12 protein-coding genes and 1 other RNA gene are annotated in these 16,189 nt (G+C 42.9%); 6 read left to right on the forward strand and 7 right to left on the reverse strand.

What is annotated here, in order from left to right; genetic code table 11:
- Positions 1-3: 3 nt before the first annotated feature.
- Positions 4-681 carry a response regulator transcription factor gene (locus DW015_RS00675; protein ID WP_117859183.1) on the reverse strand — a complete coding sequence of 226 codons (678 nt, stop codon included), beginning with the start codon at positions 679-681 and terminating at the stop codon, positions 4-6.
- A gap of 1,147 nt (positions 682-1,828) precedes the next feature.
- Here DW015_RS00675 and DW015_RS00680 point away from each other — a divergent pair.
- From DW015_RS00680 to DW015_RS00690, 3 genes are all read left to right on the forward strand, one after another.
- Positions 1,829-4,756 (forward strand): ABC transporter ATP-binding protein/permease, encoded by a 2,928-nt coding sequence (locus DW015_RS00680; RefSeq protein ID WP_117903456.1) that lies wholly within the window; start codon positions 1,829-1,831, stop codon positions 4,754-4,756.
- A gap of 401 nt (positions 4,757-5,157) precedes the next feature.
- A complete protein-coding gene (locus DW015_RS00685) occupies positions 5,158-5,832 on the forward strand; it encodes a response regulator transcription factor (RefSeq protein ID WP_117896993.1) in 675 nt (224 codons plus the stop codon).
- The gene (locus DW015_RS00690; protein ID WP_242993187.1) at positions 5,816-7,360 is read left to right on the forward strand and encodes a HAMP domain-containing sensor histidine kinase; all 1,545 of its coding nucleotides are present in this window, start codon (positions 5,816-5,818) and stop codon (positions 7,358-7,360) included. The genes DW015_RS00685 and DW015_RS00690 overlap by 17 nt, the downstream gene beginning before the upstream one ends.
- Positions 7,361-7,718: 358 nt before the next feature.
- Here the strand turns inward: DW015_RS00690 and ssrA are convergent.
- Together ssrA and smpB are read right to left on the reverse strand one after the other, a co-directional pair.
- Positions 7,719-8,078: a transfer-messenger RNA gene (gene ssrA, locus DW015_RS00695) on the reverse strand.
- A 3-nt stretch (positions 8,079-8,081) separates the two neighbouring features.
- Positions 8,082-8,549: an SsrA-binding protein SmpB gene (smpB, locus tag DW015_RS00700; protein ID WP_022286588.1), complete on the reverse strand. Its 468-nt coding sequence runs from the start codon at positions 8,547-8,549 to the stop codon at positions 8,082-8,084.
- 216 nt (positions 8,550-8,765) lie between these two features.
- Here smpB and DW015_RS00705 point away from each other — a divergent pair, with 216 nt between their 5' ends.
- Positions 8,766-10,133 carry an MATE family efflux transporter gene (locus tag DW015_RS00705; protein ID WP_242993188.1) on the forward strand — a complete coding sequence of 456 codons (1,368 nt, stop codon included), beginning with the start codon at positions 8,766-8,768 and terminating at the stop codon, positions 10,131-10,133.
- A 573-nt stretch (positions 10,134-10,706) separates the two neighbouring features.
- On the opposite strand, the gene DW015_RS00710 is transcribed toward DW015_RS00705, so the two are convergent.
- From DW015_RS00710 to DW015_RS00720, 3 genes are all read right to left on the reverse strand, one after another.
- Positions 10,707-11,333 (reverse strand): formate/nitrite transporter family protein, encoded by a 627-nt coding sequence (locus DW015_RS00710; RefSeq protein WP_181979808.1) that lies wholly within the window; start codon positions 11,331-11,333, stop codon positions 10,707-10,709.
- A 186-nt stretch (positions 11,334-11,519) separates the two neighbouring features.
- The gene (locus DW015_RS00715) at positions 11,520-12,419 is read right to left on the reverse strand and encodes a hypothetical protein (RefSeq protein ID WP_117903458.1); all 900 of its coding nucleotides are present in this window, start codon (positions 12,417-12,419) and stop codon (positions 11,520-11,522) included.
- 316 nt (positions 12,420-12,735) lie between these two features.
- Complete coding sequence (locus tag DW015_RS00720) at positions 12,736-13,761, reverse strand: NERD domain-containing protein (RefSeq protein WP_117903460.1); 1,026 nt, start codon at positions 13,759-13,761, stop codon at positions 12,736-12,738.
- A gap of 334 nt (positions 13,762-14,095) precedes the next feature.
- Here DW015_RS00720 and DW015_RS00725 point away from each other — a divergent pair, with 334 nt between their 5' ends.
- Both DW015_RS00725 and DW015_RS13550 read left to right on the forward strand, forming a co-directional pair.
- Entirely contained in the window at positions 14,096-14,722 is a 627-nt protein-coding gene (locus DW015_RS00725) for an esterase (RefSeq protein ID WP_117903462.1), read from the forward strand.
- A gap of 176 nt (positions 14,723-14,898) precedes the next feature.
- A complete protein-coding gene (locus DW015_RS13550; RefSeq protein WP_207659340.1) occupies positions 14,899-15,060 on the forward strand; it encodes a hypothetical protein in 162 nt (53 codons plus the stop codon).
- Between the two features lie 160 nt (positions 15,061-15,220).
- Here DW015_RS13550 and DW015_RS00730 read toward each other — a convergent pair whose 3' ends face one another.
- Complete coding sequence (locus tag DW015_RS00730; RefSeq protein WP_347500995.1) at positions 15,221-16,012, reverse strand: class I SAM-dependent methyltransferase; 792 nt, start codon at positions 16,010-16,012, stop codon at positions 15,221-15,223.
- Positions 16,013-16,189: the final 177 nt, after the last annotated feature.

A 16,189-nucleotide genomic window follows, 5' to 3' on the forward strand; every position in this document is an offset into this window, starting at 1 on the left:
AGCCTATCCTTTCAGCTTGACCGCCTTGTAGCCAAGCCCTCTCACTGTCATTATCTCAAAATCGTGGTTATTCTTCAAATGCTCTCTTATGCGGTTTATGTGTACGTCCACAGTGCGCTCGTCAGTGTCTGAGGTCATATCCCAAAGCTCGTCCATAAGCTGACGGCGGGTGAATATCTTGTCGGGATAGGAAAGAAGCTTGTAAAGAAGCATAAACTCTTTCGGTGGAAGCTCTCTTATGCCCTCAGGGGTCTTGATAGTCAGTGCATCATAGTCGAGAGTGGTGTCGCCCACGGTTATCTTGTGGTCGCTCACTATCTGTGAACGTCGCAAAAGTGCCTGAATACGCAGAAGCATTTCCTCCTCGTCCACAGGCTTCACCATGTAATCGTCCGTACCTTTTATAAAGCCCTGCTTTTTGTCAAAAGCCGTTTCCTTAGCCGTCACCATTAATATAGGCGTCTGAAACCCAGCCTTGCGGATAGTTTCGCAAAGCTCCAAGCCGTCCATACGAGGCATCATAACGTCCATTATAATAAGGTCAACGTGTTTTTCGTCCATTATTTCGAGAGCCTCTATACCGTCACGAGCCTCGATAGGTGTGTAGCCGTTGTCGCTAAGCACATCACAGGTCAGTTTGCGAGTGTTAGTATCGTCCTCCACCACAAGTATGTGAAACATTTTTTACCCCTCCGTTCACTTTGCTTTTTTTATTATATCACTGTTTTATTAACGTGATATTAACGATGTCAAGACACATTTAGTTCAAAATTCCATGTTGATCCTGCACAATTTCAGGGGTATTGCCTTGTGCAAACAAATGATTTATATTTTAATTTGGCAACATTTCTGCAATTGTTGCATTTTTTATGCAACAAAAGGGGTGCTTTTCGGGATAAGTATAGGGGTATTATCCCAAATTGAATATCCTGCAAGGTAGCAGTGTATGAGGAAACATTTTGTCAACGTGAGTTAGGTGAACACGATGAGAGGTTCTGATCGCACAGAAAAGCACTTCCTGCACCTTGTTTGAAGCTTGAAAACTGAATAAAAATCGTACAAAACCACAAATTTACGGCAACAAATCTGTAGGGGCGAACAGCGTTCGCCCGTCGAAGAAACAAGTCCACGATTACAACCATTGTAGGACAGAACAAAAAACTATCCTATCACGCTTGTAGGGGACGGCGCCCTCGACGTCCCGCCCCCTCGACAGCCTTTGTCCCCCTGCATGGCTTGTGAAAAAAATTCAAACCTCGCTCCTTCGAGCGGGCTGTCGCATTTCTGTGAGCTTGCGAACAGAAATTTCGCCAAGCCCCTACAATTCTGAAATTATAACAAATTCTGAACACGGGTGACAAAAGGTCGCCTCTACAGTTATTTGGGATAGTTTATTCCTCCGCAAAATCGCTCCGCTCTTTGCGTATTTACATTGCGCTTAGGGCTAGAAAGGCGGTGCAGATTTAATTCTCCGATATCACTTTCATCTAATATCTGACTTCTATATGCTATTTTTCATTAAATCTGCACCTTGTCGGCTTGCGCCGAATGAGGCTCTGCCTCAAACTCCGCTAGGGGCTTTGCCCCTAGACCCCACAAGCCCTCTAGCGCCGGGCTTGAGCGTGCGCTTTATCTCTCGCTTCGCTCGGTGCTTAATTTTTACTTTATGCTTGTAATTAACTTTGGTCTGCTATGCTCATTCCTCACTCCTCACTCCTCACTTAACCCCCCTCCGACAATTTTTACACCCAAAACTGTGTTATGTTTAAACTGAGTTTATAAAACCCTATTATAATATCTTTACAATAACAAAAATAGGAGAAAATATATGCTTAGTTTAAAGGACATAAAAAAAGATTATGTCGTTGGTGATTCCACCGTCTCTGCCCTTAAAGGCGTCAGCATTGATTTTCGTGAGAATGAGTTCGTTTCTATCCTCGGCCCGTCAGGCTGCGGTAAAACCACTCTTTTGAACATTATCGGCGGCCTTGACAGATATACCAGCGGTGACCTTAACATTAACGGCAAATCTACCAAAGATTTTAAGGATCGCGACTGGGATTCCTACAGAAACCATTCCATAGGCTTCGTGTTCCAGAGCTATAACCTTATACCGCACCAGACAGTGCTTTCAAACGTTGAGCTTGCTTTGACCCTCTCAGGTGTTTCAAAGTCAGAAAGACGTGAAAGAGCCGTCAAGGCTCTCGAGCAGGTGGGTCTTGGCGACCAGCTCCACAAAAAGCCTAATCAGATGTCAGGCGGTCAGATGCAGAGAGTTGCCATTGCAAGAGCACTTGTGAATGAGCCTGACATTCTGCTTGCAGACGAGCCTACAGGTGCGCTTGATACTGAAACAAGCGTGCAGATAATGGAGCTTTTGAAGAGCATTTCCAAGGACAAGCTTATTATAATGGTAACTCACAATCCTGAGCTTGCAATGAAATATTCTTCAAGAATAATCAAACTTCTTGACGGAAAGGTCATAGACGATTCCGACCCTCTTGACAAGAATGTTGTTGAGCCTATCAAAAAGCCTGAAAAAGAGCCTACAAAGGCTGACAAAAAGGCGGCGAAGAAAGAGCGCAAAAAGCTTAAAACTTCCATGAGCTTCCTCACTGCGCTGTCTTTGAGCCGAAACAATCTTATGACAAAAAAGGCAAGAACGCTTCTTACCTCTTTTGCAGGCTCTATTGGTATAATCGGTATCGCACTTATTCTTTCTATCTCAAACGGTGTTCAGCTTTATATAGATCAGGTGCAGTCTGATACACTTTCAAGCTATCCGCTTCAGATAACAAAGACCACCGCAAGTATAGGCGAGATAATGAACACCATGGCGAAAAACCATGAGGATTCAGCAAACCACGATAAAGATAAGGTCTATTCTCAGAATGCCATGGGCGAGATGATAAACACTCTTATGGAAGAAACAAAGGTCAACAATCTGGAGAAGTTCAAGAAATATCTTGACGATAACAGCGACCTGAAAGACCTTACAAGCGACGTTCAGTACACATACGCCACTACACTTAACGTTTTTACGGAGAGTGACAGCGGTGTAATGCAGGTCAATCCGTCAACGCTTCTTGAAGATATGGGATATATGTCCTCAACTCAGATGGAAGCAATGTCCATGAGTGGCTCAATGGGTGGCATGATGGGCATGGGTACTGACGTATGGAGCGAAATGATAGATAATGAGGAGCTTATCGACAAGCAGTATGACGTTATCGCAGGACGTTTGCCTGAAAAGTATAACGAAGTTGTGCTTGTAGTTGATAAGAACAACGAGATAAACGACTATGTGCTTTATTCTCTCGGACTTCTCGACCCTAGCTCACTTAACGGCATAGTAAGACGTGCCATGGCAGGAGAGGATATATCCGTTGACAGCGAACAGCACGTTTACACCTACGATGAGCTTCTTGACCTGAAATTCAAGGTCGTTCCTACACCTGATTTCTATAAGAAAAAAGACGGTGTGTGGGAAGATATGACAGGCGATGAGAGCTACATGAAAAAGGCTGTTGCAAACGGCACAGAAATAAGTGTAGTCGGTATCCTGCGACCTGACGAGGACGCTTCCTCTGCTTCCATAAGCGGTGCCATAGGCTATCGTCATGACCTTATGACATATCTTATCGACGAAGTAGATAACAGCGAGATAGTAAAAGAGCAGAAAGCAAACCCTGACATAGATGTTTTCACAGGACTTAAGTTCAAAACGGACGAGAATGCGGCAGATACAGACAGCAGTTCAGAAACCGTTTCCGACAGCACAGTCGATACAGAAAGCAAGGCTGACAAAACAGCAGACAGCTCCGACGCAGATAAGAAGGCTGGTTTGGTGGCAGGCGACAGCTCTATGGAAATTCCTGAGGGAATGACCGAGGAGCAGTATAAGGCTCTTATGGAGCAGAGCGGTGCTTCCGATACAGGCGAGCTTGCAGATATGGGCATGAATGCCATGGGTTCAATGGATATGTCAGCAATTCAGGGCGGTGATATGTCATCGCTTACTGAAACTCAGAAGAAGTATATAGCTTCACTTTCTGACGAGCAAATGGAGCTTATGAAGCAAATGCTCAAAGAACAGTCCGACACAAATGCGGATCAGCTTGCAAACAGCGGAAAATATTCCACTTCAAACTATGACAACAACATGAAAACTCTTGGCTATTCAGTTGTTGAAGACCCTGACAGCATAAATATCTATCCTGTGGACTTTGCTTCAAAGGAAAAGATAATAGATATTATCGACGATTACAACGACAGTGTCGGCGAAGAGGACAAGATAGAATACACTGACTATGTGGGTCTTATGATGAGTTCTATCACCTCTATCATAAACGCTATCAGCTACGTTCTTATCGCATTTGTTGCAATTTCACTTGTGGTATCATCTATCATGATAGGCATTATAACCTACATCTCAGTTTTGGAAAGAACAAAGGAGATAGGTATTCTGAGAAGTATAGGTGCTTCAAAGAGGGATATATCAAGAGTGTTCAATGCCGAAACAGTTATCGTGGGATTTGTAGCAGGTGCATTGGGAATAATTATCTCCTATCTGCTCACAATACCGATAAACATGATAATCGCACATCTTACAGACGTGCCGATAAGAGCTTCAATACCTGTCAGTGCGGCAGTTATACTCATTGCAATAAGCGTTTGCCTGACGCTTATCGCAGGTCTGTTCCCGTCAAGAGTTGCGGCAAAGAAAGACCCTGTTATCGCACTGAGAACAGAATAGTTTATTTTATACCCCAAGGAGGTAATCACTATGAAAAAGCTTACAGCAGAAAAAATTGACAACATCATGGGCGCAATGAGTTGTATCGTAACAGGTTTTTGTCTTATGGCTCTCATTATGATGGGACATTGCTGATTTTCTGACATTTCCATAACAAATTCCTATATAAGCTGCTGCCCGTCATACCATTTTGGTTGGCGGGCAGCAGTTTTCTTGTGAATTGGTGCGGTATGGCTTAGAATATTCTATAAACCGTCACAAATTTTACACAATAATAGGTTATTATATAAGCAAAGAATATGAATTAAGGTAGCAACACACAAGATTTGTATGCAAGCAGATTGCGTGCAAAGCCGACAGGCGTTCCTTGTGCGGTGCTGCCTGAATATGGAGGAATACTTATGGCAAAGATACTTGTTGTTGATGATGAGATAAAGATAAGAGAGATAATAAAGGAGTATGCCGAGTTTGAGGGCTATGAGGTGGCTCAGGCTGAGGACGGTATGCAGGCTGTGGAAATGGTGAAAAATCAGGATTTCGATATTATCATAATGGACGTTATGATGCCGAAGCTTGACGGCTATTCAGCTTGCAAGGAGATAAGAAAAATAAAGCAGATACCTGTTATAATGCTTTCCGCAAGGGGCGAGGAGTATGACAAGCTTTTCGGCTTTGAGATAGGCGTTGACGATTATGTAGTAAAACCGTTCTCGCCAAAGGAGCTTATGGCGAGGATAAGGGCGGTGCTTAACCGTGCGTCAGCTTCTCAGCGCACTGAGGACGTTATAAGATACGAGGGATTAGAGATAAACTTTACAGCCCGTGAGGTAAAGATAGACGGGAAGAAGGTTTCCATGACTCCGAAAGAGTATGACCTGCTTTTCTATCTGGTGAAGAACATGAACATTGCGCTTTCAAGAGAGAAGCTTCTTGAAGAGGTATGGGGCTTTGATTTTTATGGTGACGACAGAACTGTGGACACTCACATAAAAATGCTGAGAAACAGCCTTGGAAAATACCGCAATCTTATTGTTACTCTGAGAGGAATGGGATATAAGTTTGAAAAGATCCAGTAAGCTTGCAGAAGTCAAGGAAAAAGTCAGCAATAAGACAGCGGAGATAAAGGCGAAAAGAAGTCTGCGGTCATATGTGTGGATGTATTTTATCTTCTTCACGGCTTTTATTCTTATTCTTATTTGGCTTTTTCAGTATTTTTTCTTGGAAAGATATTATCAGTCGGCGAAGATAAGAGATATTACAGACGCTGCAAATCAGATAATCCAAGCATATGGCACTGACCAGCAGGAGGTAACGAACCGCTCGCTGGCTTTTGACAACAGCCTTTGCATCGTTATAACGGACGAAATGGGCAATCCTCTTGTGATGGAAAACAACATGGGAGCATATTCTCATCTTAACAAAGTCATAAACAAGGGCTATGGCATCGGACTTTTCAAGATGATATCTAAGCTAAAGCAGTCGGACGATAACTACATCACGAAAATTGCTCAGAACGAGAATTTCAAGAGCAAGGAGATATTTTACTGCACGTCTATCTACACTGATGATTCGGATAAGCAGGCGTATCTTTTCATTGAAAGCTCAATAGAGCCGATAGATTCCACTGTAAGCATTATAAGAGAACAGCTCATTTATATCACTATCATACTTTTTGAGCTTGCTTTTATTGTAACTATGTATATCTCAAAGCGACTTTCAAAGCCAATCGTTGACATTACGAACACGGCGAAGAAATTCGGTGAAGGGGATTATACGGTGGAGTTCAATGGTCATGGCTATTGTGAGATAGAGGAGCTTTCCACGGTGCTTAACAGTGCCAAGGACGAGATACAAAAGGTATCGGAGCTTAGGAAAGACCTTATTGCGAACATATCTCACGACCTGAGAACACCGCTCACTATGGTAAAGGCTTATGCGGAAATGATAAGGGACTTGTCGGGGGATAATCCTGTGAAGAGGCAGGAGCATATCCAAGTCATTATCGACGAGGCTGACAGGCTTTCAAGTCTGGTAAATAATCTGCTGGAGCTTTCAAAGCTGGAGTCGGGCAATGCGGAGCTGAAACTCACGGACTTCTCTATAGTTGACAAGCTCAATGACTGCATGACTCGATATCAGATACTCATAGAGCAAAATGGTTATGATATCAAGTATATCCCAGACGAGGACAGAGTGATAACGGCGGATATTGCAAAGCTGGATCAGGTCATTTACAACTTTATAAACAACGCTATAAACTACACAGGTGACAACAAGGTCATTCGTATCAAGCAGATAAACAAGGCTGATGTGGTTCGTATTGAAGTAACAGACAACGGAAAGGGCATTTCTAAGGAACTTCTGCCGAAGATATTTGACAGATACTACCGTGACGCAAAGGTAAAGCGTGACGTGGTAGGCACAGGACTTGGACTTTCCATTTGTCAGGAGATACTCAAAGCCCACGGCTTTGCATACGGCGTTCAATCAGAGGAGGGCAAAGGCTCGACCTTCTGGTTTGAAGCGAAGATCGCAAAGCAGGAGAGCAAGACTGTTCAGAAAATGGAGAGCAGGCTTTCGCTCAGCGGGCTGGAGGAGAAATAGGGTAAAATTTAAGAGTGCATTATCTGATGAGGTGGTAATGCACTCTTTTTTATTATATCAGCGTCTGACATGGTGAAATAACAAAGTTAGGTTTATAAATAATGATCCATGAGCGGTAATAAAAAAACCGCCTTACACAAAGTAAAGCGGATCGGGTGCAGGGGCACGCCCCTGAATTTGTAAAAGTGACACACAAATTATCACAGCGGTGACTTTGTGTGTTTACAAAAACCCTTGACGGGAAATGCCCACCACGGCGAATATCGTATCTTTCCCAGCGTATCGTACCCATTGGCGGCGACAAAAAAATCCGCTACCGTAAATGATAGCGGATTTGGGTGCAGGGGCACGCCCCTGCTGGTGGAGGTGAGGAGAATCGAACTCCTGTCCGAAAGCCTATCCCCACGAACTTCTACGAGTGTATTCTGTTATTGCGGAAAACTCCCGTTCCCTTGCACAAAGGCAAACAGACACGCCTGTGTGTTTGGTAGGCTGTGATACATCACAAGGCTACAGCCGTCGCTTTGTAACGTTCACCACTGATCGACGCCTTTACCAAAGCCGTGGTACTCTAAGGCAAGACGAGCGCTGACTTAAGCAGCAGCTAATTCAAAATTATCGTTGTCGTCTAATTTTAAAACGTACGCCGTTTAAAGAGTGTGCGCTCCTCTACTCGCTTATCGTGCTTCAAAACCCCCGTCGAAACCTTTACACCCCCATGTTAGTTTCGCTCTTTCATGGCACGCTCTATGTCACGCTGTGCGGCTTTCTTTGCCATGTCGTCACGCTTGTCATAAAGCTTTTTACCTTTGCAAAGCCCAAGTGCAAGCTTGACTCTGCTGCCTTTGAAATAAAGCGACATCGGGATAAGCGTAAGACCCTCCTGCTGTACCTTTCCGAACAGCCTCAGTATCTCACGTTTGTGGAGCAGCAGCTTTCTCTCTCGGCGTGGATCACGGTTGAAAATATTGCCGTGTTCATAAGGGGATATGTGCATACCCTTGACCCACATCTCTCCGTCCTCAATAGAACACCAACTGTCTTTCAGATTGACGCCGCCATTCCTTATAGACTTGACCTCTGTTCCCACAAGCTCGATACCGCACTCTATCTGCTCCAGCACGAAATAATCGTGACGTGCCTTTCGGTTGTCGGCTATCTGCTTTGTGCCTTTTTTGTCTATCGCCATACTGCTCACCTCCCGTGGAATATTATTATAACACCATTTCATGCCTTTGTCAACAGGCAAAGAGTTCAAAAAAATGTACAAATGGTCGTAATGTTTAGATTTTTACACATCTCTGTGTGTGCTTATGTGCAAATTCGAGTATTGAAATAGCTTTGATGGTGTGATATAATATTAGGTGTGAGAAATAGTTAGTTGAAAGATGAGAGAAGATCCGGTATGAAAAATAAGAAAATAGATATGTTAAACGGTCCGCTTGTGGGCAAGATCGTTATTTTTGCACTGCCCCTTGCATTGTCAAGTATTTTGCAGCAGCTTTTTAACTCCGCTGACCTTGCGGTGGTGGGCAGATTTGACAGTGACAAAGCCATGGCGGCGGTTGGAAGCAATTCTTCATTGGTGAACCTTATTGTAAGCCTTTTTCTGGGGCTTTCTGTCGGCGCAAACGTTGTGGTGGCCAGGCTTATAGGTCAGGGGAGAAAAGATAAGGCAAACGAGGCTGTACATACGGTGGTGCTTTTGGCGGTCATAAGCGGATTTATCATACTGGGTGCAGGCGAGATACTTGCGCCGATACTCCTTGGCATGATGAATGTGCCTGACGATGTTTTAAAGCTTGCAACGCTGTATCTCAGGATATTCTTCTTTGCAATGCCTTTTATCGAGATATATGACTTTGGTTCGGCAGTGCTTAGAAGCAAGGGCGACAGCACCAGACCTCTTTACGCTCTTATCACCGCAGGCGTTATAAATGTTATTCTGAACCTTGTGTTCGTGATCGTGTTCAAAATGGGCGTGGCAGGCGTTGCAACGGCAACTGTTATATCAAACTTTTTCAGTGCTTGCATGATACTTTACTTTCTTACTCACGAGGAGGAGATGCTAAGACTTGATGTCAGAAAGCTCAGGATACGCTGGGAATATCTCCTCGGAATCATAAAGATAGGCTTGCCGGCTGGTTTGCAGAGCATGGTTTTCTCGCTGTCAAACGTTGTGATACAGGCGGCGATAAACAGCTTTGGTTCAGACGGTATCGCCGGAAGCACAGCGGAACAGAATTTTGAGTTCATGGCATATTTTGTGATAAACGCTTTCGCTCAGACTGCGACCACATTTACAAGTCAGAATTTTGCGGCTCAGGATAAGGAACGCTGTAAAAAGATATACAGGCTTTGCACCTTTATCGGGCTTGCAAGCTGTCTTGGGCTGAGTATGATATTCCTTATTGGCAGACACCTTTTTATACAGATCTTCTCAACGGACGAGAACGTTATACACTACGCAATGATAAGAATGTGGTCAGTTTGCCTGCTGGAGCTTCTTACGGGCGTTTACGAAATATCGGGCGGCTGTCTTAGGGGAATGGGTCACTCTATGACACCTGCGGTCATAACTGTGCTTGGCACCTGCGTGTTCAGGCTTGTGTGGGTGAACACGATTTATGCGGCTCACAGAAGCTATCTTATGCTTATGATAGTTTACCCTGTTTCCTGGGTGATAACAGGCACTGCGGTAACAGTGGCTTACTTTATCATACGGCGCAAAGAGTTTGCACAGATAGGTAAACGCAGGGCGGATATTATTTGATAGACAGGCGACAATTCAGATAGACGTGGGAAGGGGCAAACGCTGTTCGCCTCTACAGAAAAAGATAAAACTGCACTCTGAAAGCTTTGGGATTTTCGGAGTGCAGATTTTTTTAAAAAAAGTCGCAACTATCCAAAAAAAGTTACCACAAATGGTTTTTAGTGTGATATAATACATACATCAGGAACGAATCAAGGCAATACCGCACAAGGATTGTGCGCAAGATGTGCCGTCAGATTTTTCGTCAGATTGTGCTAAAGCGACGCAGGAATACTAGCGTATTTCAAGGAGCTTTGGTGCGATATGGCGGAAAATCTGCAAGCAGATTGCGTACAAAGCCGACAGGCGTGCCTTGTGCGGTATTGCCTTATGACTTCTGCACACTCCTTCTAAGTTGATTAAATTGTGTTTTATTTGTTATCTTATGTTTACTATTGACTCCTTTGTTTTATTTGTTTTTTCATAATACCCCCTTTACTGTGTTCCTGAGAGCAGAAGTCATTTTTTTACCGCAGTTCTTTTTGAACTGCGGTATCTTTTTTTATATGTTATATAAGCCTATAAAAACAGGCGTCATGCTTTTGATACAAAGCCTTTTCGCAGAAGGGGGATAAGTATTCCGCCAATGGAGTTGCCAAGGGACATTATAATAAGGTAGCCAAAGGCTTTAATGCTCCATAAGTCTGCTATGGTAAAGAAATACATATTAGCGACGCAGTGTTCAAAGCCGCTGAGGATAAAGACCACAACGGGGAGAAATATTGCAAGTATCTGTCCCACAGGGTTTTGGATAGTTTTATAGCCGTCTGCGGCAACGAACATAAGTATTCCGCAGAAAAATGATAGGATAAAAACGCTTGTGATATTATCCCCAAGCTTTATATTGCAAAGCTCTGTGGCTTTGTCGCTTATGGTGGATATGCGTGTTTGGGTAATAAGCAGGGCGGATAGGACGGCTCCTGCAAAATTGCCGAGCCATATCAAACCAAGCTCACCGAGATAAGAGGGTTTGTTTTCAACTGCATATCCGACTTTTCCTGTGAAGAGATTAAAGCCGAAAGACAGTATCACGAAAAGTCCTGTGCCAAAAAGGAATGCTCCCAGATATTTGTTAGGGCAGGACAGATAGACCGTTCCGCCTATGGCTATTGCCACGCCTGTGAGCAAAGAACGCAGAAATATGTCGATAATTTTTTTCATGTAAATTCTCCTATAACTTTTTTGTGACAAAGCACTGTGTTATTATACTATATTATAATGGCTGTTTCAACAAAAAAGTGGCATTGTTTACACTTATTTCGATTTTTGTTTCCAAGTAAGCCATGGGTAACATGAGCTTTGTGACATATTTCTTGTGATATGGGAGATATGTGATGTGAAGAATAGTCATAACAGGTCAAGCATACTGTCGAGATAAATTTGCTCTCTGACCTTTAGCTGATGTTCAGGTCTTGTCATATAGTAGAGCAGAAATTCAAGGATAATGGCACTTCCTAAACTTCTGCCCTCTATTTTGAAGTTTGAAAATCCCATGGGGAGATAGGTGTTTTGGATATTCTCTATGCCGATAAAGGCAGGGCTTTCCATGGCTTTTGAAAAGCGGTAGCCCTCTGCGGCATTTGGTGCTTTGCAAACATGGTCGGGACAGTTTTCGCCAAGATTTTTGCGGCTGACGTTTTCATAGCAGTTTTTTCTGTCTGCACAGCCTATATAACAGCACTCGTTGCAAAGAAACTCCACTTTGTTTTTCTGCTCAGCGGTGAGATCGGAGAGTTTATCCAGGGCTTTGTTTAGGCGAAAGTCTGGGACTACATATGAAAAATCGTCATTATCAAGCTCGTTTACAAGCTGAGAAAACTCGGTGAGGACTTTTGTGGTAGAGGACACAAAATAGAGGTGGGGATAATTCTCTTTCAGATATGAAAGAAGCAGGTCGGAGCATATTATCACGCCGTTTTGTGGAGGCGGGCTTTGGGAAAACAGCCTGCAGAGGTCATTGCATTTTTTGTCTGAAAGGTGTTCTTCTCTTAGCAGGGAATTGCTGAAGGTCAGCCGTGAGGAGATGTTATATTCTTTCATAAGGTCGAGGACTTCTTGTGGAGAATGTTCGCCAAAGCCTGCTCGTCCACCGCCCCATATACAGTCGGCAGGTGCGCCATAGACAGAGCCTATTTCGCACCAGTCATAGAAATAATCTCTATGCTCACGGAATATGGGCAGGAAAGCGGCGTAAAGGTCATAAAACTCGAAAAGCCCCGGCAGGTGGTAGTATGCTTTATTGGTCATGTGGGGTCACCTCTTTTTTTATCATTATAGCATGGCGGGGGTGGGAAGTCAAAGTTATTTTTCCATTACTACTATCTTGTTTGAGATATTGCTCACAGGCTTTATCTTTTTAAGAAGCTTTGGTTTTTCATTCATATCCATTTTTCTTCCTCCTGCGGTGTTATTAAGATAGTTGTGACTAACTTATTCTTTTTTATGATAGCACAGGACGGGGGAAATGTCAATAGAGGTGGGGCGGATAGGGGCGTTGGGGCAGAAAAATACCGATACAGAGGGGCTGTATCGGTGGATATATCTGAAGTTAGTTATTGTTATATCAATAATCTCCCAATATCATTAGAATATCTTTACCGTATTTTAGACATTTGGCATCACCAAAGCCTTTTATTGATTTTAGTTCTTCTAAAGTTTGAGGATTAGTTTTTATTATCTCTTCAAGCTGAGCATTATTAAAAATGAAATATGGCTTGATTTTTTCCTTAACACTTTGTTTGTAGCGATAGTCTTTTAATGCTTTATATACAGGTGAATTTTCAATGCTGTCAAAATATGTGTTTTGAATTGGCTCTTCCTTTACAGTAACTGTTTTTTCCTCATTGACTTCAAACTGATATTTGGCAGTATAGTCAGTAGTATTTGGAATGCTGCTTTGCAGAAAGAAATCAGCCAATTCTTTCATTTGCTTATCTGACATATTTTCGTTTCGGCTTTCGTCATTCAGTCTTTTTATATAGCTGTTAAGTCCGTCAACTTTAACTATCTTGGATTTTATATCCTTAGGTGCATACTTCATGTCAATTATGGTTTTTGGATTAGCTAAAACAACTACTGACTTATATGTATCGTCAAAATAATGTTCAAAAATAGCCTTGGTGAGTAAGCCTTTAGTGTTTCGACGCTTTTCTTTTATCATATCCAAATGACGCTGATTTTGAGTTATAGGGCTATATATACCTTCTTTATGATAGCGTTTTCCAAATTGAATGGTTCTAGTGAAATCTCCCTGATTATTAACAGTAATATTTCCATAGAGGTTTTTGCACTCAATTATCAGTATCACTTTTCGTGTGATTACTATATAGTCTATCTGCGTTGTAAGTCCATTTTCTTCAAAGAAAATATCGTGAAGAATATACATAGGCATATGACTGTTTTTCAGCTCAAACATCAATGCCTCTTCGCCTTTTATGCCATAGTAAACAAGTTTTTTGTCCTGTTCTATTTGTTCCTTGACACTTTCAGGTGCAAGCTTTGAATAAAAGTCCAGCTGCTCAAGTTGTTTTTTCGCACTGCTGTCCTCTTTTAGTACCACAGGTTCACGAAGTTTATCAAATAATCCCATATAATTTTCCTCCGATAGTTTTTTAGATAGTGTTATTATACCATATTCCGTATGTCATTTCAAGTATTTTACTTTGCAATGTGGTACAATTATTGTAGTGCTACACGATTAAAAGGGCTTGATTTTGAGGGCTGTTGAAATATTGCGGATAATGTGATATACTGTAAATAAACGAAATATCGCAGAAACGATAGGACGGACAATGTGCTTGTCAGGTTTTCTTCTTTCGCAAGGCTAAGTGAGGCTTATCCTAATTATTTTGCGGATATAGGGGAATTTGTTGGCGTTGTAAAGGGGTACTTGAAGTGAGATACATTACAGAGGTGACGGCAAAATGACATACCATTATTATGGCGACAAAAATGCTGATATTGTTCTTATCCAGCCTGTGGGCGACCATGATCTGCCTGAGATAGAAAATGAGGTGGCAGAGATAAAAAAGCTCACGAGTGTGGATTTTCAGCTTATTGCGGTGAAGGTCGAGGATTGGAACGATGAGTTATCGCCTTGGAACGCCCCTGCGGTATTTGGCAATGAGGGCTTCGGCAATGGAGCGGAAGACACTCTGGCGGAGATATTAACGCTTTGCTCGGACAAGAGCAAGAATTATTACATTGGCGGATATTCTCTGGCAGGGCTTTTTGCCTTGTGGGCGGCGTTTCAAACGGAGAAATTTTCAGGCGTTGCGGCGGCTTCTCCGTCGGTGTGGTTTCCTGATTTTGTGGGGTATATGAAAGAGAATAAGATAAAATGCGACACTGTTTATCTCAGCCTTGGTGACAAAGAAGAAAGGACGAAAAATGCGGTCATGTCAAAGGTGGGCAACTGTATCCGTGAGAGTTATGATTTGCTGACGGGGCAGGGTATCGAATGCGCCCTTGAATGGAACAAGGGCGGGCATTTTAAAGAGCCTGCTTTGCGGACAGCTAAGGGGTTTGCCTGGGTGATGAACGGAAGATAGGGGAATGGCAATGGATAAGAAAAATTGTAAAACAGGCTTATGGTATTGCCAAACTAAGGGACAAGTCAATCAAGGGAACAAAAGAGACAATATATTTTGACAACGCATCTATTGGCGTACTTCCAGAGATCATTACGGAAAATAATATTGCTGTTGCAAGCTCCAATAATGGTGCAGTGCAGAATATCGTAAATGAGCTTCCACTTACCAAGGAACAAATCGACCAAAAGTTTGTTGAGGAGCTTAAAGGTGCTGCAAGATGGGCTGTGAGTGAACCAAACATGATGAATGTTTCCACCCAATGGCTGATCTCACGTTGTAGCCCAATGCGGCTGTGAAAAATCAGCGGCACAGAGCGCAAAAACATTACGACAAATTTCTAAAGTCAAGAAAAAATATATGCCCGTCAAACAACGCTGATACGCTGTTTGACGGGCTTTTTGCGTGGCGGAACTTCTAAATTGGGGATTATAGCATGGCGGGGGTGGGAAGTCAAAGTTATTTTTCCATTACTACTATCTTGTTTGAGATATTGCTCACAGGCTTTATCTTTTTAAGAAGCTTGAATATTGGGATAAACTCCGCCATGCCCTCGGCGAGGCTGTGTTCTTCTATAAGGCGGAAGTTCGGGAGAAGCTTTGCAAGCTCTTTGCCGTCCTTGACGCCCCATGTGAATTTGGCTTTGCTACCCTCGATCGACTTTTCTTTCATACGCTTTACCATAGTGGGGCTCATCGTCTCGACCAATACTGTGACGTGTTCAAAGCGTTTGTTTATGACATCAAAAATCTCCTTTACGTCCTTTTCGGAGAGGTACATAGTCAGACCCTCGATGATGACGATAGCAGGGGCATCGTGCTCGGTTATTTCTTCGCTCCAATCGTCCATGGCGGACATTGCTATCTGGGATATTTCGCCTGATTCAGGGAGAAGCTTTTCTCTTACGGCGATAGTTTCGGGCAGGTCGAGGTTATACCAATGGGTATAGCCGTTCATTCTGTAACAGCGTGTATCAAGTCCGCAGGCGATATTCACCACCACTGCGCCTTTGTTTTTGGCAAGATACTTGTTCGCAAGCTTATCGAGGACTATTGTCCTTGCCACAACGCCACTGTGCATTGCTGAGTCCTTATCGGCAAGTGAAAAATCATAGTTTATCTTATCTATTATCTCCACTGCCTTTGTATCTTTTATCGCACCCCTTGTTTTTGTTTCCTTTGCACGGGCGTAAACAGTTTGAAGCATAGTTTCAGGAACGCCTGAGAGCTTTGGTTTTTCATTCATATCCATTTTTCTTCCTCCTGTGGTGTTATTGGGATAGTTGCAACTAACTTACTTTTTTATGATAGCACATTGAGGGGGAAATGTCAATAGAAGTGGGGCGGATAGGGGGAGTTGGGGCAGAAAAATACCGATACAGAGGGGCTGTATCGGTGGATAATTATTTAAGAAAAGAATGACTAAATG

Origin of the sequence: Ruminococcus sp. AF37-20, from assembly GCF_003460465.1 — a bacterium.
In the GTDB taxonomy this organism is placed as follows: domain Bacteria; phylum Bacillota; class Clostridia; order Oscillospirales; family Ruminococcaceae; genus Hominimerdicola; species Hominimerdicola aceti.